Genomic DNA, 21615 nt, shown 5'->3' with positions numbered 1-21615 from the left:
CAAGAGGAGAACAACTGGCAGATGAAGCGTAGAATTCATGAACTGATAGAGGGGAGTCCGTCTGAACGTATCGCTGTGATCGACGATGATGGTCGGTCGTACAGCTATGCCGATTTGGATCGGATATCAGATGGGATTGCGCAGAAACTGCGCGGTCATGGCGTGCGCGGTGGGGACCGTGTGATCTTGTTGGCTGAGAACGGCATGACCTATGCGGCGGCCATTTTGGCGATCAGCAAAGTAGACGCTTGGGTCGTGCCAGTGAACGCGCGTGTCACAGAGCACGATATCAAAAACGCTCTGACCCATTCAGGCGCGCGGTGTATCTTCTATACGGTCGATGATTCATCTGCCGCGCTCGCTCATTCTGAGATCTTCGGTGGAGTTGACCTAGGGCAAGAAGACTGCGGGCGCATCGTCGTTTCCCCGGTTGTTGAAGTGGAGCCAGAGCCGGTGGAAGCCGGAGCAGATCAGGTTGCGGCCCTTTTCTATACGTCTGGCACAACTGGAACGCCCAAGGGGGTCATGCTGACACATGCCAATTTGATCTTTGCCGCAGAAGCAACCAGCGGCGTTCGGGGCATGGAAGAGGATGACATTGTGCTGGGTGTTCTTCCGGGCACCCATGTCTATGGCTTTGGCGGTATTTTGTTTCCAGTTTGGGATGCAGGCGCAACGATCCGTTTGATGCCAAGGTTTGAACCCAAGCGCGTACTTGAGGTGCTAAGCGATAATATCACTTTGTTCCCTGCGGTGCCGCAAATGTACGCGGCACTTCTCAAAGAGATGAACGAAACTGGCGTTGATCGTGTCGAGACGCCGCTGCGTATTGTGTCTTCTGGCGGTGCGCCTTTGGACCCGAATTGGAAGGATGAGATCGAGCGCCGCTTTGGTATTCATATGCATAATGGCTACGGGATGACCGAAGCATCGCCAACCATTTCTGTCACGCGGTTGGACGACTTGCGAACAGATACATCTGTGGGGCTGGCGCTGCCGGGACTTGAGATCAAGCTGCGCAATGAATCCGATGATGGTGCTGGCGAGCTTTGTGTGCGCGGGCCAAACATTATGAAAGGGTACTACAAAGACCCCGATGCGACCGCTAAGGCGATGACAGCAGACGGCTTTTTGAAAACCGGAGATGTCGGACGCATTGATCCCGATGGGGCAATTCATATTGTTGGGCGCTGTAAGGAATTGATCGTTCATTCCGGTTTCAACGTCTACCCGGCCGAGGTCGAAAGCGCGCTGAATGCACATAGCGCGGTTGTGCAATCGGCAGTGGTCGGGCGCGCGCGCGACGGCAATGAAGACGTCATTGCATTTGTAACCTTGGCAGCCCCCGTCACAGAGCCAGAGCTGCGTGCTTGGATGCGGTCGCATTTGGTGTCCTACAAGGTCCCTTTGCACATCATCCCGGTTGAAAGCCTGCCCCAAGCGGCGACAGGCAAAATCCTAAAGGGGTCATTGACCTCTGTATTTGACGACAAACTCCGGCAATTGGACCTTGAGAAAAATGCTTGATGCCTTTGTGTATGACGGGCTGCGCAGTCCGTTCGGCCGTCATGGCGGTGCGCTTGCGGGTGTGCGTCCTGACGATCTCGCGGCGCAGGTCATCGAAAAACTTGTCGCGCGCAGCAGCTTTCCAGTTGAGATGGTCGAAGATGTGATTTTGGGGAACGTCTGCCAATCTGGCGAGGATAGCCGCAATGTCGCACGGTTTGCCGGGCTTTTGGCTGGGTTGCCTGTGACCGTAGGTGGCTTAACGGTCAACCGGTTGTGCGGGTCGTCCATGGCAGCCGCCCTTGATGCGGCGCGTTCGGTCACATTGGGCGAGGCCCCGCTATATATCGCTGGCGGCGTCGAAAGCATGACGCGCGCGCCCTTTGCCATCGCCAAAAGCGCGCAACCTTGGCAGCGTAGTAGCGAAATTTATGACACCGCGATTGGCACGCGTTTCCCCAACCCCAAGATTGCCGCGACCTATGGTGATTTCGCGATGCCTGAAACGGCAGACAACCTCGCGGTGGATTACGATATTTCACGGGGCGCGGCAGATGCCTACGCTTTTGCCTCGCAACAACGGTTTGAGATCGCTAGGGCGCGTGGATTTTTTGACGCCGAGATCACCCCGATTGACGTCCCCGGACGCCGCGGCGCAATCACTGTAGTTGACCACGATGAACATCCGCGTCCAGAAACGCACCTCGAAAAGATCAGCGCAATGCGCCCCCTTTACGACGGGGGTGTCACGACGGCAGCAAATGCGTCGGGCGTGAACGATGGCGCGGCGATGCTGATGATTGGTGCGGCCACTGATCGGGCAAAGCCGATGGGGCGTATCATTTCTGGCGCAGTCTCTGGGGTGCAGCCGCGCGTTATGGGGATAGGTCCGGCCCATGCCGTGCCTAAGGTGCTAGAACGTGCTGGTTTGACCCTCGCGGATATGGATCTGATCGAAATCAACGAGGCCTTTGCTACGCAAGTATTGGCTTGTTGCAAACATCTAGGGCTGGATGAAACCGACAGTCGACTGAACCCACATGGCGGGGCAATCGCCGTGGGCCATCCATTAGGGGCCAGCGGTGCGCGGATCATCCTGACGGCGCTTCGGAATTTACAGGAAACAGGTGGAAAATATGCCTGCCTCTCGATGTGTATCGGGGTGGGGCAGGGCATCGCAATGATTGTGGAGGCAACAGCATGAGGGTCTTAGTCCCCGTAAAACGTGTGATTGATTACAACGTCAAGGTGCGTGTCAAATCTGACGGCAGCGGCGTTGATCTGAGCAACGTCAAAATGTCGATGAACCCTTTTGATGAAATCGCCGTCGAAGAGGCAATTCGCCTCAAAGAAGCAGGCAAAGTCACAGAGATTGTGGTTGTTTCCATTGGCGTGAAGCAAGCGCAGGAAACGCTGCGTACTGCTCTGGCAATGGGGGCAGATCGCGCGATTTTGATTGAGGCCAGCGCCGATGTTCACAATGATATTGAACCGCTGAGCGTCGCGAAATTGCTGGCCAAAATTGTCGCGCAGGAGAACCCAGACTTGGTGCTTTGCGGCAAGCAGGCAATTGACAATGACATGAACGCAACCGGGCAGATGCTGTCCGCCCTACTGGGCTGGTCGCAGGCGACCTTTGCCTCTGAGGTAGCGCTAGAGGATGGCGCTGCTGTGGTCACCCGCGAGGTCGACGGTGGCCTGCAAAAGATCAAGGTCAAACTGCCCGCAATTGTGTCCGTGGATCTACGATTAAATGAACCGCGCTACGCTACATTGCCCAGCATTATGAAGGCTAAGAAAAAGCCACTAACGATCCAAACGCCAGAGGAACTGGGCGTCGAGATTACGCCCAGGCATGAGCTAATCAGCACCTCAGAGCCGCCACAACGCTCGGCGGGCGTGATCGTCAAGGACGTGAACGAACTGATTGCCAAACTCAAAGACGAAGCGGGGGTTATTTGATGTCTGTTCTATTGTTGGCTGAAATAACGAACGGCGCACTTTCGCTTGATCAAACGGCAAAGGCGGTGACTGCCGTGCAGGCACTGGGCGACATCACTATTCTATGTGCCGGAAACGCTTGTTCCGATGCTGCCGCGATGGCCGCAACTTTGGCTGGGGTGAGCAAGGTGCTTTGCGCCGATGACATCCTTTATGGCAATGACCTAGCAGAGCCGGTCGCGGCGCTTGTGGTGGCACTGGCTGATAGCTTTTCGCACATCGTTGCGCCGGCCACTGCGAGTGCCAAAAACATTCTGCCGCGCGTCAGTGCGCTGCTTGATGTTATGGTCATTTCCGATGTGACAGAGGTCGTTGACCCCGAGACATTTGATCGTCCGATTTATGCGGGAAACGCTATTCAACGGATTAAATCACTAGACACGCAGAAGGTGCTGACTGTTCGCACCGCTGGATTTAGCGCCGCTGCACAAACTAGTTCCGCCCCAATCGAAAATCTCGCGGTGGCACAAGATCCCGGCCTGTCGACATGGATCGAGGACAAGGTGCAGCAAAGCGACCGCCCAGAGTTGACCTCTGCCAAGATCGTCGTGTCTGGCGGGCGCGGTGTTGGCTCGCTAGAGCATTTCAAAATCATCGAAGCTTTGGCTGATAAACTGGACGCTGCCGTGGGTGCATCACGTGCTGCTGTGGATTCAGGCTATGCCCCTAACGACTGGCAAGTCGGCCAAACTGGCAAGGTTGTCGCACCAGAGCTGTATATCGCAGCCGGGATATCGGGCGCGATCCAGCATCTTGCGGGGATGAAGGACAGCAAAATCATCGTCGCAATCAACAAAGACGAAGACGCTCCGATTTTTCAGGTCGCTGACTACGGGCTGGTTGCCGACCTGTTTGATGTCGTGCCTGCGCTGACAGAGGCAGTTTGAAATGGACGGAAAACAGATGACACAAGTCGTAACATTCGAGAAACATGGCGATATCGCGACGATCTGTATCGACAATCCGCCGGTCAATGCTGCGGGTCATGCCATGCGGCAGGGGGTGGTCGACGCACTTGACGCGCTTGAGGTGGATAGTGATATCAAGGCGATTGCGCTTTATTGTGCAGGGCGCACATTTGTGGCGGGCGCGGACATTCGCGAATTTGGCAAACCTTCACAGCCACCCGTACTACCGGATGTTTGTAATCGCATCGAAGCTTGCAGCAAACCAATCGTTGCAATCTTGCATGGCACTGCGCTTGGCGGCGGGCTTGAGGTGGCATTGTGTTGCCATGCGCGGGTCGCCCAAAAGGGGGCCAAGGTTGGGTTGCCCGAGGTTCATTTAGGATTGTTACCAGGTTCGGGTGGGACAATCCGTTTGCCGCGCCTGACGGATACGGCGACGACGATCAAGATGGTCACGGGTGGCGCGCCGATCTCGGCAGAGGAGGCTCTGGAAAAGGGCGTCATTGACCGGATAGTCGACGGTGACCCGGCACAAACCGCTGTCGAAATGGCCAAAGAGCTGCGCGATGGTAAGCTAAACGCCCGTGTGACCCGTGATATTCCCGTGGAATTGGACGCGACCAAGATCGCGTCTGCCCGCGCCAAATTCTCGGCCAAGGGCGCAGGTGGCGCCGTTGCCTTGCGGGCTTTGCGTGCAGTGGAAAGCGCAACAAAACCCGTTGATGAAGCGCTCGCAGACGAACGCGCTCTGTTTATCGAGGCGCTCGCCAGCGAAGAACATCATGGCCTTAAGCATGCATTCTTTGCTGAACGGGCGGTTGCGAATATCCCAGAGGCTAAGGCCACCGCGCGCGAGATTAATGCGGTCGGTGTGATTGGCGGTGGGACGATGGGCTCTGGCATTGCAACATCGCTGCTGTTGGCGGGGCTGCCCGTGACCGTCATTGAAATGGCCGAAGAACGCGTTGCCTTCGCCACGAAAACGATCACCGCCAATCTGCAAGGCGCGGTATCACGTGGCAAGCTGAGCGAGGCAGCCTTTGACGCCACGATCGGGCGGCTTGTTGTGACCACAGATATGCAAACGCTTGCGGGTGCGGACCTTGTGATTGAGGCCGTCTTTGAAAGTATGGAAGTCAAACACGATGTTTTTGGCAAACTTGATGACATCTGCAAAGACGGCGCGATTTTGGCGTCGAACACGTCCTACCTGAACATCGACAAGATCGCCGCAGCGGTCAAACGCCCCCAAGACGTGATCGGGCTACACTTCTTTTCGCCGGCGCATGTGATGCGTCTACTTGAGGTCGTTGTCGGTGCGGAAACTGCTGACGATGTTGTCGCGACGGGATTTGCATTGGCGAAACGGTTGCGCAAGGTCGCTGTGCGCGCTGGGGTCTGCGACGGGTTCATCGGCAACCGCATTCTGGCGCATTACGCGCGTTCAACCGGCTATATGATGATGGACGGTGCCGATTATGAACAGATCGATAATGCATTGGTCGAATTTGGTGCAGCGATGGGGCCATTTACCGTTGGCGACCTATCTGGGCTAGATATCGGATGGGCCGAACGCAAACGCCGGGCTCCTTTGCGCCCCAGCCAAGAACGCTATGTCGGTGTCGCCGATAAAATCTGCGAAGCAGGTGATTTTGGACGGAAAACCGGCAAGGGCTATTATGTTTATTGGCCCGATGGTTCGAAAACCAAAAACCCAAATGTCGCCAAGTATATTGCTGAAGAACAGGTGGCCAAGGGGATAACTCCGCGCAGCTTTACCAATGCGGAAATCGTTGATCGTTACATCACGGCGATGATCGTGGAATCCACACGCGTCGTCGAAGAGGGGATCGCGCTGCGCCCAATCGATGTCGATGCCGTTTTCTTGTTTGGCTACGGCTTCCCCAGGCATCGTGGTGGGCCGCTTTGCTATGCAGACCGGATTGGCGCCGCCAATTTGGTCGAGCGGATCAAAACCTACGCCCACGAGGACCCGTTTTACTGGCAGGTACCTAAGTTGCTGCAAAAGCTGGCTGACGACAACACCACATTCGCTGATTTGAATAAGGAGCGCTGATCATGGATCTGCAATTCACCAAGGAAGAAGAAGCCTTCCGCGAAGAGGTCCGGACATTTTTGGGGGAGAACCTTCCTCAAGATATTCAGCGCAAAGTGCGCAACAATACACCGCTGGACAAGGCCGATTACGAAACATGGCACGCGATCTTGCAGACGCGAAACTGGTTGGGGGCGACTTGGCCCGTCGAACACGGCGGGCCAGGTTGGAACAACTATCAACGGCATATTTTTGGCGAGGAAACCGCGCTCGCCTATGCGCCGCGTTTGGTTGCCTTTGGGGTGGCGATGCTCGGGCCGGTGCTGCTTAAGTTTGGAACAGAACAGCAAAAGGCAGAGATACTTCCGCGCATCTTGGATGGTTCAGACTGGTGGTGTCAGGGGTATTCCGAACCCGGTGCAGGATCGGATTTGGCGAGCCTGAAAACACGCGCAGTCCGTGATGGTGACGATTACATCATCAATGGGCAAAAGACATGGACGACACTGGGTCAACACGCCAACAAGATTTTTTGCCTCGTGCGGACCGACCCGGCAGCCAAGGCGCAAGAGGGGATCAGCTTTATCCTCGTTGATCTTGATACGCCCGGTATTGAGATGCGCCCAATCAAACTGATTGAAGGTGGTCATGAGGTGAACGAAGTTTTCTTCACCGATGTGCGCGTGCCTGTGTCTAATCTGGTCGGCCAAGAAAACGAAGGTTGGACTATCGCCAAATACCTTTTGACGCACGAACGGACGAATATTGCGGGGACCGGCTTTGCCATTCGTGATCTTGCTGCGCTCAAGGTGTTGGCCCAAAAAACGATCCGCAATGGCAAGCCGTTGATTGAGGACCCATTGTTCGCCAAGGAGATTGCCGAGACAGAGATCGACCTTGAGGCCATTCGTGTCACCAATTTGCGTGTCCTTTCCGAAAGCGAAACGGGGGCTGCGAATGGCTACGAAAGTTCGATGCTTAAGATCAAAGGTACTGTCATTGTTCAACGGCTCAATAGCCTGACACGTCAGGCGCTGGGGGCTGCTGCTGCGCCGTTTCCGGCAGAAAACCTGCCTGCAAATGCGATGACTGTACCTGAGGATGCCGCAGCCGCAGCGGCCGCATATTTCAACAACCGCAAACTTTCGATTTTTGGTGGATCAAACGAGATCCAGCGCAACATCATCGCAAAAGATCTGTTCAGAGGATAAGTTCATGGATTTCAACCTAAGCGAAGACCGGCGGATGTTGTCAGATACGTTGCGCCGCTACCTTGCAGAACAATACGACATCGAAACGCGCAACCAGGCGGCCTATCACGCGCCGTTTTATGCACCCGCGAAATATACTGAACTGGCTGACCTAGGCGTGATTGGTGCATTTGTGAGCGAAAGCGCAGGTGGTTTCGGCGGCGAAGGTTTTGACATCACCACGGTGTTTGAGGAACTCGGACGCGCGCTTTGCCCAGAGCCGATGCTTGCCACGTTGATGAGCGTGCGTGTGCTTGCCGATTTGAAGCAGTCAACGCTTGTCGATGAAATTGTGACCGGTCAGAAACGTCCTGCGTTAGCGGTGTTCGAACCCGAAGCGGGCGAAAACCTATGCGATATTCAGGCTACATTTAGCGATGGAAAACTCACTGGTCGGAAATCAGTTGTTTACGGCGCGCCCAATGCTGACCTGATCCTCGTCGTGGCAAAGGAGGGCGATCAAATAGGGCTTTACCTGACCGAAGCAGCAGAAACAGTTGACTATGCAATGATTGACGGGGGTGGCGCGGCCGAGGTTATTTTGGACGACACGCCAGCCACTTGTCTGTCCAATGACGCCCAAGCTGCATTGGAAGCAGCGCTTGACGCGGGGCGGTTAGGTCTTTGTGCTGAAGCAGTTGGCGCGATGGATGTCATGCTGGGCATGACGATTGATTACATGAAGCAACGGCAGCAATTCGGGCGATCTATTGCCGTCTTTCAGGCGTTGCAGCACCGTGTTGTCGATATGGCCATTGAGATCGAACAATGCCGTTCAATTTCCGTATTGGCTGCGTCCCATCTAGGTGCAGCGCACAGCGCTAAATATGTGGCGATGGCCAAGAACTTGGTCGGGCGCACGGTGGTGAAATTCTCTGAAGAGGTGATTCAACTGCATGGCGGGATAGGGATGACGTGGGAATATCCCGGCGCGCATTACGCTAAGCGACTGACAATGATCGATCATCAACTCGGTGATGCGTTGACGCAATTACATAAAGTTATGCAAGCCGCCTAGTATCAGCTGACAACCAAGGGGAATTCGACGAATGGAAGAGTTTGACTACATCATCGTTGGCGGTGGATCGTCTGGCTGTGTGATGGCCGAACGCCTATCTGCTAATCCAATGACAAAAGTTCTGATGATCGAACGCGGTCGCGGCGATTTTCACCCTTGGATTCATATTCCAGCCGCGTTTTTTAAAATCCTCAAGAGCGGGCGTGACATCAAAAACTATGTTGCTGCACCCTCGTCTGAGATGGGGGGGCGTCCGACGATTGTTCCGACGGGCAAAGTGATCGGCGGGGGGAGCTCGGTCAATGCAATGCTCTATGTCCGCGGCCAAAGTGAGGATTACGATAACTGGGTGCAACTCGGTGCTAAGGGATGGTCGTATAACGATTGCTTGCCTGTGTTTCGTGATCTTGAGAATAACGAAGTCTTCGGTGACACATATCACGGCCAAAGCGGCGATCTGCATGTTTCAGCGCCCAAGTTTCGACATCCGCTGAGTGAGGCATTTGTCGCGGCTGCGCAGGAGACGGGAATTCCACATAACCCCGATTTCAACGGTTCTGTCCAAGAAGGTGTCGGATTTTATCAAACAACCACACATAATGGGCGACGTTGGAGCGCGGCGCAGGCATTCCTGCGCAAGGCTGAAAAGCGGCCCAACCTAAAAATCCTCAAGAATGCCGAGGTTGCCAAACTGACTTTTGAGGGAACACGCGCAACTGGTGTTTTGCTGTCCACCGGACAGCAAATGCGGGCAAGAGCCGAAGTGGTCATGTGCGCTGGCGCCTTTGAAAGCCCGCGACTTTTGCAGCTTTCTGGTATTGGAAACGGCGAGGAACTGCGTGCCTTAGGTATTTCGGTGATCAGTGATTTGCTGGGGGTTGGCGAAAATTACCAAGACCATCTGGAATCAACGGTCCAGTGCGAAACACTGCAACCGATTTCAAATTATCGCCATGACAAAGGGCTGCGGGCAGCGCTGCATATGATGCAGTATTTGACCACGCGCTCTGGTTTGTTGACCTCGAATGTTTGCGAAACGGGCGGCTTTATAGATGTCTCGGATTGCGGCATTCCTGACCTGCAATTTCATGTGCTGCCAGCGATGGTTGCAGGGCTAGATCGTCCTGCGATCGAAGCGCATGGCATTTCAATTGGTCAGTGTTTTTTGCGGCCCCAATCACGTGGATCGTATAAAATCCGCTCTTCCGACCCGCATGAAAAGCCAGTCTTTGTCAGCGGTGCGTTGACCGACCAGCGTGATGTTGATCTGCTTATGCGGGGCGTGCGGAAATCCATTGAAATCATGGATTCGCCCGCCTTGGCAAAGCACATAAAACGTCGCCACATGCCCGAACCCGGCGTCGAGACCGACGATAGTGCTCTTGAGCAATATGTGCGCAAGACGGCCAAGACGCTGTTTCACCCGTCATGCACGGTCAAAATGGGTGCCGACACGGATCGTATGGCCTGTTTGGATAGCGAATTGCGGGTGCGCGGTGTTCAGGGGCTTCGGGTGTGTGATGCTTCGGCGATGCCCGCACTCATTAGCGGCAACACAAACGCGCCAACAATAATGATCGCGGAACGCGGTGCCCGGTTCATTTTGGGCAAAGAAACGGCCGCCTAGTACCGCGCTCCATGATCATAGTCACAAGGAGACAATGAAATGACCACTGTCGCACAGGACATTTTGGCGCCGCATATGTGGACGGGAAAAATCTATTCTAATGGATGGATTTCCCCGTCGGGCGGCACCTACGCTGTCACCGCTCCCGCCGATGGGTCGCAGATTGCAACGATGGGTCGCGCGACGGCATCTGACCTGAACAAATCTGCCACTGCGGCAAGGGCCGCTCAGCCCGCGTGGGAGGCAACCCCCGCTACAGAGCGCGCGGCGATTTTGAACCGTGCTGCCGATTATCTCGAAACGAATTTAGCTGCGCTCGTTCCTTGGCTCGTCCGGGAAAGCGGCTCTACCCCGCCCAAAGCTGGGGCCGAAATCAAGCAAAGCGTGGAAATCACCCGTGCCGCCGCAACCGCCGCGACCGAAGATCACAGGATGCAGCTTAAATCCGTTGATGGTCGCAATGCCGAGGAAGAACTCGTGCGCGTTGCACATGGCGTCGTCGGGGTAATTTCGGCATTTAACTTTCCGCTCTTGCTGTCGATTCGCGCTATTGCTGCGGCATTGGCGACAGGCAACACTGTAGTGCACAAACCCGATCCGCGTACGCCGATTTCGGGCGGTGTGATGATCGCTCAAGCATTCGAATATGCGGGCCTTCCGAATGGTGCACTGCACATTGTCACCGGTGATGCAGAGGTTGGCGCCGCGATGTGCGAAGACCCGAATATTGCGATGGTCTCTTTTACGGGTTCTGCGCAAGTTGGAGCAAAGGTCGCCGAAAGCTGTGGGCGAAATCTGAAGAAAGTGCAGCTCGAATTGGGCGGTAAGAATGCGCTGATCGTATTGGATGACGCCGATCTCAATGTCGCTGCATCAAATTGTGCGTGGGGGGCGTGGATTCACCAAGGTCAAGTTTGCATTGCCTCAGGGTTGATCCTTGTGCATGAGCAGCAGGCAGCGACGCTTGCAGATATGTTGACGCAGCGGGCGCAGAAGCTTCCAGTCGGCGACCCTGCGACCGATGCCTGCGCGCTGGGGCCACTGATTGCCGAACCCGAATGTATACGGATCGAAGCCATCATTGATGACGCCCTCGCACAAGGGGCTACGTTGCACATTGGCGGCAAGGGGAAAGGTACGCTTTTCCCGGCCACTGTATTGTCGGGCGTGCGCCCCGGTATGCGCGCCTTTGACGAAGAAATCTTTGGCCCGGTCGCTGTGATTGCGGCTTATCAAAACGATGAGCATGCCGTTGAACTTGCGAATATGTCATCGTTCGGCCTCGCTGGTGCGGTTATCGGCACTGATGTCGAACGCGCGCGCACCGTGGGATTGCAACTCCGCGTTGGGCATTTGCATATCAATGACCAGACGGTGAACAGCTCACCGCTCGCGCCTTTCGGCGGTCGTGGGCAATCAGGCAACGGAGGACGCATCTCTGGCCCGGCCGTCTGGGAGGAGTTTAGCCAATACATGTGGATTACGTCGAAACCGCAGGCAACGACCTATCCATTTTGATAGAATATTGCTGACACTCAGGGCTTTCGCAGAAATTGGATATGCTCACACAATGGGGCGCAGATACTGCCAGACTCTGTCAGGTTGGTCGAGAAAAGCGGAGCACGGATTGCTCCGCTCTTATTGAAGCGACCGTCTGCGAACAATTCCTGTATTGGGTCGCTTACATGGAATGCATCGTGAATGTCTGGATAGTATCCCTGACGTCACTTAGCATTTAATTGAAAGATTGCGGTGGTTCTTGTTGGGCTTGGCAGTTAATTCGTGACTACGAGTGTTTCCAGTCTTAAATTATCTGCATCTGGCGAGGGCAGGCAGCCCGAATTCCGGGTTGATCAGATGGTCGATTGCTTCGATGAGCCGGCTTCTATTTTGTTCGAAGGTATGTGTCTGCGGCAGCTTCAGCATTTCGGGTCCAGCGCGCTCCACGATGGCGAACCAGTACCGGTCGGATGTAGAGCGGGAGACTTGGATTCTTGGTGGTGGGCATAAACGTTTCTTTTCCTGGCGATGACGCCGTCGAGGTCGGCGATTAGTGCGCAGAGAACTCTGTAGCGCCAGAATTCGGCGTCGCGTCATCAAGGTCAGATTGCAGACGCCTTCGGTAACTGACTAATGCGCCACGGGAGTGCAGTGATTGGGCGCTGGCGATACACAGTTCCGTTCCCTGACCCCATTTTGGCAAGCGCGATTTCAGCTTGGCCAAGGTGGCGGCCAGCGAATGATCAGGGCTCATCATTGCGACGGACTGCCGGTTTGAACTTCTTTGAGATCTTCACTGAGTAGATCAATAAAATTCCGTACCTTTGCGTCGAGCAGGCGTTTGTGGGGATAGAGCGCCAAAATCGGGACTTGTCCGATGCTATGATCGGGAAGAACGCGTTCCAATCTCCCTTCAGTCAGATCGACCCCCACTACTGTTTGCGGTAGCAAGGCGATCCCTAAACCATCTAGTGCGGCTGCACGCAAGGCCTCTGCACTATCAAGACGCAGGCGGACCTGGCCGTGTACCCGAACGCGTGTTCCGTCGTTCTGCCGAATATACCAGCCTTGTCGCTCGCCCTCGCTGGTAAACTGAAGCAGATTGTGCAGTGTCAGATGTTCGACCGTCTGCGGTCGGGTTCTATCAGCGAAATACGTGGGCGCCGCGCATAAAATCGCTTCATCCCGCAAGAGCGTTCGTGTCACAAAACCCAGATCTGGCACATCCACACCGACGCGAATGGCGAGATCGAAACCCTTTTCGATGAGACTATCAATCCTATCTGAAAAGGACATCTCTATCTTTGTGTCGGGCCAGGTTTGCAGGTACTTTCGAACCGTCGGAAGAATAAGCCTTCGCCCGATTGCGTCAGGCGCCGTGATGCGCAGAACCCCACGTGGCACGCCGCTGTGACTTTCTAGACTACGGTCAGTGGCCTCAATCACCGCGCGCAGGTTCTGCCCATGCGCGTACAGTTGTTTTCCAGCCTCAGTGAGGTCTAGAGCGCGCGCGGATCTGTTCAGCAGCCGCGTTCCATAGCTTTCTTCCAGTCGCGCGACTGCCTTCCCTGCGGTAGATCGCGACAGACCGAGCGTTTTGCCTGCGGCGACAAAACTTCCTGTTTCAACGACCAATAGAAACAGGAGTATATCATTTACTCTAGACCCATTCATAACGGATATGTAGCATGTCTATCGCCATTGAGGCGATCACTATTCGTCGACGAACCAAACTAAATCTCTGCTCATCACAAACGACGAACGGAGAAAAATATGACCTATTCAATAGATCGTCTGAACCCAAATGCACTGCCGGATGCGAGTAAGGTCGGTTACTCGCAGATATCAATTGCAAACCCCGGACGATTGGCGTTTGTGTCCGGACAAGTCGCTTGGCGCGCCGATGGCACGCCTGCGCCTGACACACTGGCTGAGCAGACTGCCATCGTGGTCGAAAATCTGCAGAGCGCGCTTGCCGCGCTTCAAGCGACCCCTGATGAAATCGTGCAAATGCGCATCTTCATCAAGGATCTTAATGATGACACGATTCAAGTCGGCATGGGCCCGCTTCTTGCGTTCCTGGATGGCGCACAGCCTAGTCTCACGGGTGTTGGCGTGGCGGCGCTCGCATCGCCTGAACTGCAAATCGAAGTGGAGATGATAGTGCAAATGTCGATCTGATCTAGTCCGGCGGCCCACGTGGTTGACACGGAGTCCGAATGTCTCCTTCATTCTTGCGCTTCACCACGTCAAACTGGGCGTCTGTACCTTAGGTGCTTGCGGACGATCTCAGCGCGTGTTCTGAGTGCGCCGAGTTTGCCGCGCGTGACATCGCGCGAATGTGGCGCCATCCCGCAGTTGGTGAAGGGGCAGAGTTTGTCGACATAGACGAATTTCGGCGTTTTGATCGTGTTCGCGGCGACGTCGATCGCCCCTACCATTACCTTCTTGCCGCAGGTCAACGCGATCAGATCCAGCTGCAGATGCGACTTATGATATTCCGGCGAAACCATCCCGATGCTGGATTGCTGGATCATCGGGAAGGTCTACTCGTATTGGCGCCATTCGTTGCCGAGTGTCTTTTTCCGGTCCATAGTCAGGGTACCAGGTGGTCAACAGGAATGATGCCGTCATCGACCGCAAAACGTGTCTCAGACGGCGCATGAACTAGCAAGTTTCGCTTGATGCCGGTCTCGCGGATGTTGGCAAAGCATTCAGCTTCGTGGTTGGCGATTGCGGCCACTTTGCGGACGTTGAGCGGGATCGTCCGGATGTCGGCGGCGCGGTCAGGCGCAGCCGATCCAACGGCTTCGGACTTCTTTGAGGTGTTGGGTTTCGAGCGGGTCTTGGCCATGATCAGGATCGTTGTCACGCCGGTCCCTGAGGAGGCTCTATCTATCCTTTTGAGCCCGGTACCCCGGGCTTCCCCTTCTCCGGCTTTTAATGACAGACGCATAGTCCCGTAAGAACATCAAAACCCATCAACTAGGTTTGCCATCATAGTCGCCGATAACTGGGTTTTCCCGTATTGGATGACGTATCAGGAGTTCGGGACGAGGCGCGTGGGATTAGCATCGGGCTGAACCGCTGGACCGGCGTGTCTGGCGTGTCGTCGAGCAGCAGGCGCGGCGCGGCTTGGGCCACTTGATCAAAGGGCGCACTGACCGAGGTCAGCGGCACCGGTAGCCCGGAGGCCAGTGGGATGTCGTTGTAGCCAACCAGCGAAATGTCCCGCGGCACTGACAGGCCGCACTCTGCAACGGCCGAGAGCGCGCCGAAGGCGGCCTGTTCGGCCATGAGGACGACGCCCATGTGGCCCCGGCGGTGAGGTCCGCCCGCGCCGAAGGAATCGACTTCACCGGCGCCGTGCCTGAGGACACCTGCTATTATCGGGCCTACGAGGGGGCCTTTGATTTGGTGATCGCACAATATCACGACCAAGGGCATATCCCGGTGAAGCTGTCGGCTTTTGACACGGCAGTGAACGTCTCTCTGGGCCTGTCGCTCGATCGCTGTTCGGTGGACCACGGCACGGCCTTCGACATCGCCGGGCAGAGCAAAGCGAAACACGACAACATGCTCTTTGCACTGGATTATGCGTCCCGCACGGCACGGGCTAACCGCGAGGTGGCGGTATGACCAAAGAGGTATTTGTCGCCCTCGTCACCTGTTTCAACGATGACGAGACGATCAACTATTTCGCTACCCGAGCGCAGGTGCGCCGCCAGGTGGCCGCCGGCAACCACATCATGTGCGCCGGGACCAACGGCGATTTCAGCGCTCTGACATTCGATGTGAAGGTGCGGCTATGTGCCGAGGTGATCGAGGAAGTCGCCGGCCGCGCCCGTGTCTTCGCCAACGCCGGAATGCCCGCGACCTTTGAGACCGTTGCCTTGGCGCGGGAATTTGACAAGCTCGCCGTCGTTGCCATCGTGGTGATCACGCCGTTCTTTATCGACTGCTCTCAGGATGGGATGATCTGGCACTTTAGCGGCGTGGCGGACGCGGTTGAGACGCCGATTTACTTCTACGACATCCCGGCGCGCACGCTGAATCACATCGAACCGGAGACGGCCAAGCAGCTGGCCCTGCATGACAATATCGCCGGGACCAAGGATTCCGGTGGCGCGCAGCAGATCTTGAAAGACTATATGGCGGTGGGCCGCGACGTGGCAGGCTTTGACTTCTATTCGGGCCCGGATCAGCTGGTGCATTGGGCGCTGACACATGGGGCGCGGGGCCGTATCTCGGGTCTTGGCAATGTGATGCCCGAGGTGGTGGCGCGTATCGTTGCCTGTGTGAACGCGGGTGATGAGGCTGGCGCAGCAGAGGCACAGGCGACTACCGAGACCTAAGTGGCGAACTTATTGCCCTCGAGGAAGATTGCGATGCCCATACGTTTTTGCGCAAGTGGGAAGCAATGATTGGGGAACCTGTAGAGATCGAAGATGCGGTCGGGGGACTGAAATACATCCGAGATTGGCCCCGCTTCGGGACAAAAGCCTGTGAAGCGGCAGGGCAGGGGGGCATCCAATGACTTCCGTCCAAGAAACCATCAACGCCGAGATCGCCCGACAGAACGATGAATTCCGCCGCTCATATGGCCAAACCCCGCGCGTGCCCGGACAGATCGTAATGACGCAAGGTGTTGCCGCTTTCGATGCGCTCGTGTTGATGAACATTCAATCCGCGATCATCTTGTTCGATTCGCTCTCAAACGACAACGATCCCTACGGATTGCACGACTTTGGTGAAATCACGGTGAAAGTGAGCGGCGTGGACACCAAAGTTTGGTTCAAGATCGATTTGTACGACGCAAACTACGCTGCGGGTTCAGAAAAACCTGAGGACACCGCGCTGACACGGCGCGTGATGACGATCTTACTGCCATCGGAATACTGAGCCGATCATCCCAACATAAAACACAACGCGCCGCCTGCAACTGCAGAGCGGCGCGTTGCACATTTCACAGGAGAAAAAAACATGCGCGAAGAAATCACCGCGACAGTGCAGATGATTTATGGTTAACGTTGGCCCAAGGGTAATGCTGAGAAAATACGCTCCAGACCCCAATCGAGGCACGTGCAGGATGCGACAAACGCCTAGTTGGGTCTGGTTGTTTCGACCAGCGCTTTGCTATTTGATACATGGCGTTGGACGAACTTCTCGAGGCGCTTGCCTTGAACAATTTGCCGCGCACTTTTGGCAGCCTCTGCCATGACATCAGGAAAAAGCGCGTGCATTTCGGCAAGCGTATCCTCGTCGAGCGCGGCCAGTGCGCCGGGGCCAGTGAAGAATGACTCGCTTGGTGTGCTTTCGGCGTAGATCACTTCGTGGCGATCAAGCAGAAGGTGGTAATAGGTCACTTCTGTTGTGCGCTCTTCTACGTCTACTCCGGGCAGGCCTACAAGTTTAATGGCGGGAACAAGAACTTCTGATTGGCCAAACATTTTTGCGGCGATTTTGGAGTTCACAAGCATCCTGTGCTGACGCGAGACATACAAATCCCGCGCAGGAAGGTTCTTGCCAAGTGCGCCGCGTGAGATTTTGACGGGTGCAAGTTTTCCAGTTGCTTTGACCCGCGCCACGCCAATCCATCTGATCGTCTGAGGACCGTTATCGCGTGTCGTAACAACGTCGCCAACTGCAAGATCTTCGATATTGGTTTCACCAGTGGGAGTGTGAATACGTGTCCCGTCTAGGTAACAGGTGACATAGTCCCAAGTTTGCCGATCTCCGGCAAGGCCACTTAGGCTCGTATTCCTGTTGAGGCTGTCGAAAGTAATCGACCGAATTGGCCCAGCCTCGAGCGCGGCTTGATCGGTATTTGGCGAAAACTCTGGTGCCAGATAGGCATTGCCGTTGGTATCTTGAAACATGACGGCTGTGATTTGTGCCGTCGTGCCATCGATGTAGGTGATGGTCGCGTTGTAAATCGCTGTCCCGTCAAATGTCTGATTGGGGCCGCCATCGATCCTGAACGTCTCCGCAGGAGAGTTATCCATATCGTAGGCGTTATTTGTTCCGCCGCCATAACCAGTCGAACCTGGGGAAAACGTCCGCGCGTTATTTAGCAGCGCGTTATTTGTTCCGCCAAACGTAAGCCCGACAAGAGCTTGTGCGTTTTCAGCTTCGGTATTGCCTTCTCGCGTATCAATGTCCGCGAGGTTTCCTAATGAGAAAACCGTAAATGTAGTCGCCATGAGTGGTGGTCACTTTATAAAGGGTTGCGAAGACTCGCTTTTTATCAACTACGAATGAACCTAGAATTAAACAACATGTTCTTTTGGATACCGCCGCAATCGCGGTTTGGCCTTTGCGCGTTCAAAAACAGCCGTTTCCCCCGGTGAAACAAGCGGTCGATTTTGACATTTTGTGTAGCGCGCAAAGGTACCCGATCAGATGATCTCATCCTCGTCGAACAAGGGGTCTTCGCTCAGCTGTGTTTGCAGGTCTTCGACGGCATCCTCAACACCTTGCATTGATTTCACTTTCGCTAGGTGAAAGACGGCGTCGCCTTCGTTTACGATCGGCATGACAGCGCGTCCGATCACGATACCCCGAAATGGAGACACAATTTCCATTTCGCTTTCGCCAAATGGATCAGAGACGATTGCCATCACCTCTCCGGGTTTGACGACGTCGCCATCGGCTTTGAACGTCCTGAGCAGTCCACCGACAGGTGCGCGCAGCCATTTGCTTGATTGGCAATAGTGCGGGCTGGATTTCGGTTTAGAGATACCGCGCGCGGGCACCATTTTCAGATGGCGCAGGACGCGCATAATCCCAGCGACGCCAGCACGCGCTGACATCTCGTCAAAGCGCAGACCTTCACCCGCCTCATAAAGCAGAACGTCTTTGCCTAACTCCTTGGCTTCGCCACGCAGCGATCCCTCGCGTAGTGGCGATTTGAGGATAACTGGTGCGCCAAAGACCTCTGCCAATTCAGCCGTAACAGGGTTGTCCGGAGATATCCGGATCTGAGGCAAGTTGGTCCGATGGACCGCGGCAGAATGCAGGTCGATGCCCAGGTCAGAACGCGCGACGATTTCATTCAGAAACAGATGGGCCAACCGCGAAGCAAGCGAGCCACCTTCGCTGCCCGGAAAGGAACGATTTAGATCCCGGCGATCAGGCAGATACCGAGAATGGTTGATAAACCCATAGGTGTTCACAATTGGCACAGCTATCAAAGTACCCCGAAGAGAGCCGACTTTGATCGTATTCAGGATCCGACGAACGATTTCGACGCCGATGACTTCATCGCCGTGAATACCTGCACTGACAAAGACAGTCGGACCTGAAACTTTGCCATGAATAACATGTGCAGACATGGAAACAGGTGTGTGGTCCGATAGGACGCTGACCGGCAGATGCACAGTTTGGCGGGTGCCAGCCGTCACCGACTGGCCGCCAATTTCGAACGCAGCGCGCTTTGGCATCAACCTTTACCCTTTGTACGGGTTGCACCGGGTTTCGCGGATTTCTCGATGTATTCGATGATTTTGCCCGCGACGTCCAAACCGGTCGCCTTTTCGACGCCTTCTAGCCCCGGCGAAGAGTTGACCTCCATCACGACTGGGCCGTGATTGGCACGCAACATGTCCACACCACAGACGTTCAAGCCCATGGATTTCGCTGCGCGAACAGCGGTTGAGCGTTCCTCGGGTGACAGTTTGATAAGTTTGGCCGATCCGCCACGGTGGAGATTTGAACGGAAATCACCTTCGGCACCTGTGCGCTTCATCGCTGCAATCACACGACCACCAACGACGATGGCGCGGATGTCGGTGCCACCTGCTTCTTTGATGAATTCTTGTAGCAGGATGTTGACGCCCGCACCACGGAACGCCTCGACCACAGAGGTGGCAGAGCGTTTGGTGTCAGCCAGCACAACGCCGATCCCTTGGGTTCCTTCGAGAAGTTTAATCACGACGGGTGCACCGCCAGCCAGCTCTAGCACTTCTTCGGTCTGTTTCGGGTCGTGCGCAAAGGTCGTCACGGGCAGGCCAATGCCATCACGCGCCAACAATTGCATAGAGCGTAGTTTATCGCGGCTACGGCCGATGGCGACGCTTTCATTCAAAGGAAAGGTGCCCATCATTTCGAATTGGCGCAGAACCGCCAGACCGTAAAACGTAACCGATGCACCGATCCGCGGAATAACCGCGTCAAAGCCCTCGAGCTTTTCACCATTGTAGTAAATCTCAGGTCGCCGCGACGCGATGTTCATATAGCAGCGTAGCGTGTTGATGATTTGCAAGGTGTGGCCGCGTTCCTCTGCAGCCTGCTTGAGACGTCTATGCGAATAAAGTTCGGCATTCCGTGCGAGCATTGCGATTTTCATTTAGAAATCCTTTCCGCGGTCAAGTGTTGTTGGGTTTTGCGGTCGTTAAGTAGGCGCGCCGTGTGTGCACAGCGATGTTGCGCTTTTTCAGGGCAGAGCGGCCGACAATCATGGGGAACCGCATATTTCTGCGATCCGTCAGAGACACTGCGATAGGCCATGATTGGCTGCCAAGCGCGATGTGCGTTCGGATGACATATCGCTCTTCTGGGATGCCGCTTGTGTTCTTGATGAGCCGTTGATCATGAAGCGGCGTTTCCACCCATTGTGTCGGAGCATCGTCAGAAAGCTGCGCTTGAAAACGCACCCATGTTTCTCCGTCTTGATCGAATGGCTCAATATTCAGTGCGTGCAGCGCAGAGGTGCGCGCACCGGTATCAATTTTCGCTTTTATACTGTTTAGGCCAATCTCAGGCAGACCAACCATCTCCATCCAGCCGATAACGGAAAGCTCTGGCTTGGGCAGTTTCAGCTTTGTCTTTTGTGTCATCAGATCAACCAAGGCATCATCAGGGTGGCAAGGCTGAGAACAAAAAAGAACCCAGCCATATCAGTAACAGTTGTGAGCAGTGGGCCGCTCGCTGCTGCAGGGTCTTGCCCCAACCGTTTCAACAGCAGCGGAACAACCCCACCAATCGAAACAGCAAGCATTGTGTTCAACGCTAAGGCAAGGCCGATCACCAGACCAAGCGCGGGCTGACCTTTCCAGATCCAAGCAACAAGGCCGATCAAAATCCCAAGCGCGATTCCGTTGATGACCCCCACTGAAATTTCCTTGAGCCAAACACGCATCGCATCAACAGGGCGGACAAGACCCAAAGAAAGTTCCCGCATGGTCACGCCCACGGCCTGATTGCCTGAACAGCCGGACATATCCGACACCATCGGCAAAAAGATCGCGATAGCAATCACGGCGGTCAGCGTTTCTTCGTAGGCTGAAATGACCGAGGCCGCGATGATATTGAGAACGATATTCGCCGACAGCCATGCCAGACGCCGTTTTGAACGGAGCCAAGTCGGCATCGAACGCAGTTCGTCACCCACAAGACCCTGCAGTTTTAGGGTTTCGCTTTCTGAACGTTCCAACAGGGCCTGACTGACGGCACTACGTGAAACGACACCCACAAGACGGCCATCGGTCTCGACCACTGGGATACCCAGAAACGGATGCTCACTAAATATATCGTCGAGCGCCTCAAGCGACGCGTCGACATTAACCGTCATCGGCGTGATCATGATGTCAGTCAGCGGCATCGACCGTTTGGCCGTCAAAAGCCCGCGCAATGAAACAACCCCAACGGGGCGCCCATCGGCGTCCAAAATATAAGGGTGCTGGCCGCGATAGCGATCGAAATCGTCGTCGTCGCTCGCGAGCTGTTTTAGCACATTGCCCACCGTTTGC

At 55.3% G+C, this 21615-nt stretch carries 22 protein-coding genes; 13 read left to right on the top strand and 9 right to left on the bottom strand.

The window, feature by feature from the left end; all coding sequences use genetic code 11:
- The first annotated feature begins 21 nt into the window (after positions 1-21).
- From TW80_RS13330 to TW80_RS13290, 9 genes are read left to right on the top strand one after another with little or no spacing between them, the layout of a single operon-like run.
- A complete protein-coding gene (locus tag TW80_RS13330; protein WP_045998174.1) occupies positions 22-1527 on the top strand; it encodes a class I adenylate-forming enzyme family protein in 1506 nt (501 codons plus the stop codon).
- A complete protein-coding gene (locus tag TW80_RS13325) occupies positions 1520-2710 on the top strand; it encodes an acetyl-CoA C-acyltransferase (protein WP_045997940.1) in 1191 nt (396 codons plus the stop codon). The genes TW80_RS13330 and TW80_RS13325 overlap by 8 nt, the downstream gene beginning before the upstream one ends.
- Complete coding sequence (locus TW80_RS13320) at positions 2707-3468, top strand: electron transfer flavoprotein subunit beta/FixA family protein (RefSeq protein WP_045997939.1); 762 nt, start codon at positions 2707-2709, stop codon at positions 3466-3468. The genes TW80_RS13325 and TW80_RS13320 overlap by 4 nt, the downstream gene beginning before the upstream one ends.
- Complete coding sequence (locus TW80_RS13315; protein WP_045997938.1) at positions 3468-4394, top strand: electron transfer flavoprotein subunit alpha/FixB family protein; 927 nt, start codon at positions 3468-3470, stop codon at positions 4392-4394. The genes TW80_RS13320 and TW80_RS13315 overlap by 1 nt, the downstream gene beginning before the upstream one ends.
- A gap of 16 nt (positions 4395-4410) precedes the next feature.
- A complete protein-coding gene (locus TW80_RS13310; RefSeq protein ID WP_045998173.1) occupies positions 4411-6492 on the top strand; it encodes a 3-hydroxyacyl-CoA dehydrogenase NAD-binding domain-containing protein in 2082 nt (693 codons plus the stop codon).
- A gap of 2 nt (positions 6493-6494) precedes the next feature.
- Positions 6495-7682 (top strand): acyl-CoA dehydrogenase family protein, encoded by a 1188-nt coding sequence (locus tag TW80_RS13305; protein WP_045997937.1) that lies wholly within the window; start codon positions 6495-6497, stop codon positions 7680-7682.
- Positions 7683-7686: 4 nt separating this feature from the next.
- Complete coding sequence (locus TW80_RS13300; protein WP_045997936.1) at positions 7687-8739, top strand: acyl-CoA dehydrogenase family protein; 1053 nt, start codon at positions 7687-7689, stop codon at positions 8737-8739.
- Between the two features lie 31 nt (positions 8740-8770).
- The gene (locus TW80_RS13295) at positions 8771-10366 is read left to right on the top strand and encodes a GMC family oxidoreductase (RefSeq protein ID WP_045997935.1); all 1596 of its coding nucleotides are present in this window, start codon (positions 8771-8773) and stop codon (positions 10364-10366) included.
- A gap of 39 nt (positions 10367-10405) precedes the next feature.
- Positions 10406-11884 carry an aldehyde dehydrogenase family protein gene (locus TW80_RS13290; protein WP_045997934.1) on the top strand — a complete coding sequence of 493 codons (1479 nt, stop codon included), beginning with the start codon at positions 10406-10408 and terminating at the stop codon, positions 11882-11884.
- 735 nt (positions 11885-12619) lie between these two features.
- On the opposite strand, the gene TW80_RS13280 is transcribed toward TW80_RS13290, so the two are convergent.
- The gene (locus TW80_RS13280; protein ID WP_045997932.1) at positions 12620-13540 is read right to left on the bottom strand and encodes a LysR family transcriptional regulator; all 921 of its coding nucleotides are present in this window, start codon (positions 13538-13540) and stop codon (positions 12620-12622) included.
- A gap of 99 nt (positions 13541-13639) precedes the next feature.
- On the opposite strand from TW80_RS13280, the gene TW80_RS13275 reads away from it, so the two are divergent.
- Complete coding sequence (locus TW80_RS13275) at positions 13640-14047, top strand: RidA family protein (protein WP_045997931.1); 408 nt, start codon at positions 13640-13642, stop codon at positions 14045-14047.
- A 68-nt stretch (positions 14048-14115) separates the two neighbouring features.
- Here TW80_RS13275 and TW80_RS13270 read toward each other — a convergent pair whose 3' ends face one another.
- From TW80_RS13270 to TW80_RS13260, 3 genes are all read right to left on the bottom strand, one after another.
- Positions 14116-14403 carry a hypothetical protein gene (locus TW80_RS13270; RefSeq protein ID WP_045997930.1) on the bottom strand — a complete coding sequence of 96 codons (288 nt, stop codon included), beginning with the start codon at positions 14401-14403 and terminating at the stop codon, positions 14116-14118.
- A 59-nt stretch (positions 14404-14462) separates the two neighbouring features.
- Positions 14463-14738 (bottom strand): hypothetical protein, encoded by a 276-nt coding sequence (locus TW80_RS13265; protein WP_045997929.1) that lies wholly within the window; start codon positions 14736-14738, stop codon positions 14463-14465.
- A gap of 125 nt (positions 14739-14863) precedes the next feature.
- Positions 14864-15163, bottom strand: a complete 300-nt coding sequence (locus TW80_RS13260) for a substrate-binding domain-containing protein (RefSeq protein ID WP_204218506.1) — start codon at positions 15161-15163, stop codon at positions 14864-14866.
- Here TW80_RS13260 and TW80_RS13255 point away from each other — a divergent pair.
- The 3 genes from TW80_RS13255 (at position 15152) to TW80_RS13245 (ending at position 16768) form a co-directional block, all read left to right on the top strand.
- Complete coding sequence (locus TW80_RS13255; protein WP_084625795.1) at positions 15152-15505, top strand: 4-hydroxythreonine-4-phosphate dehydrogenase PdxA; 354 nt, start codon at positions 15152-15154, stop codon at positions 15503-15505. The two genes, TW80_RS13260 and TW80_RS13255, sit on opposite strands and share 12 nt — an antisense overlap.
- The gene (locus TW80_RS13250; RefSeq protein ID WP_084625794.1) at positions 15502-16221 is read left to right on the top strand and encodes a dihydrodipicolinate synthase family protein; all 720 of its coding nucleotides are present in this window, start codon (positions 15502-15504) and stop codon (positions 16219-16221) included. Before TW80_RS13255 ends, TW80_RS13250 begins: the two co-directional genes overlap by 4 nt.
- 178 nt (positions 16222-16399) lie before the next feature.
- Positions 16400-16768: a DUF3768 domain-containing protein gene (locus tag TW80_RS13245; protein ID WP_045997927.1), complete on the top strand. Its 369-nt coding sequence runs from the start codon at positions 16400-16402 to the stop codon at positions 16766-16768.
- Positions 16769-16968: 200 nt separating this feature from the next.
- Here TW80_RS13245 and TW80_RS13240 read toward each other — a convergent pair whose 3' ends face one another.
- From TW80_RS13240 to TW80_RS13220, 5 genes are all read right to left on the bottom strand, one after another.
- Entirely contained in the window at positions 16969-18069 is a 1101-nt protein-coding gene (locus tag TW80_RS13240; RefSeq protein ID WP_045997926.1) for a Hint domain-containing protein, read from the bottom strand.
- A 195-nt stretch (positions 18070-18264) separates the two neighbouring features.
- Positions 18265-19308 (bottom strand): succinylglutamate desuccinylase/aspartoacylase family protein, encoded by a 1044-nt coding sequence (locus tag TW80_RS13235; RefSeq protein ID WP_045997925.1) that lies wholly within the window; start codon positions 19306-19308, stop codon positions 18265-18267.
- A complete protein-coding gene (gene rimK, locus TW80_RS13230; RefSeq protein WP_045997924.1) occupies positions 19308-20213 on the bottom strand; it encodes a 30S ribosomal protein S6--L-glutamate ligase in 906 nt (301 codons plus the stop codon). The genes TW80_RS13235 and rimK overlap by 1 nt, the downstream gene beginning before the upstream one ends.
- A gap of 19 nt (positions 20214-20232) precedes the next feature.
- On the bottom strand, positions 20233-20703 hold the full coding sequence (locus TW80_RS13225) for an ATP-dependent zinc protease family protein (RefSeq protein ID WP_045997923.1): 471 nt from the start codon (positions 20701-20703) through the stop codon (positions 20233-20235).
- The coding region (locus TW80_RS13220) for a magnesium transporter (protein ID WP_045997922.1) at positions 20703-21615 on the bottom strand (913 nt) is incomplete at its 5' end. The genes TW80_RS13225 and TW80_RS13220, both read right to left, overlap by 1 nt.

The sequence above is a fragment of the Loktanella sp. S4079 genome, assembly GCF_000967725.1.
Taxonomy (GTDB): Bacteria; Pseudomonadota; Alphaproteobacteria; order Rhodobacterales; family Rhodobacteraceae; genus Yoonia.
Note: the sequence above shows the minus strand (reverse complement) of the source record. Positions and strands in the feature narration are given on the sequence as shown.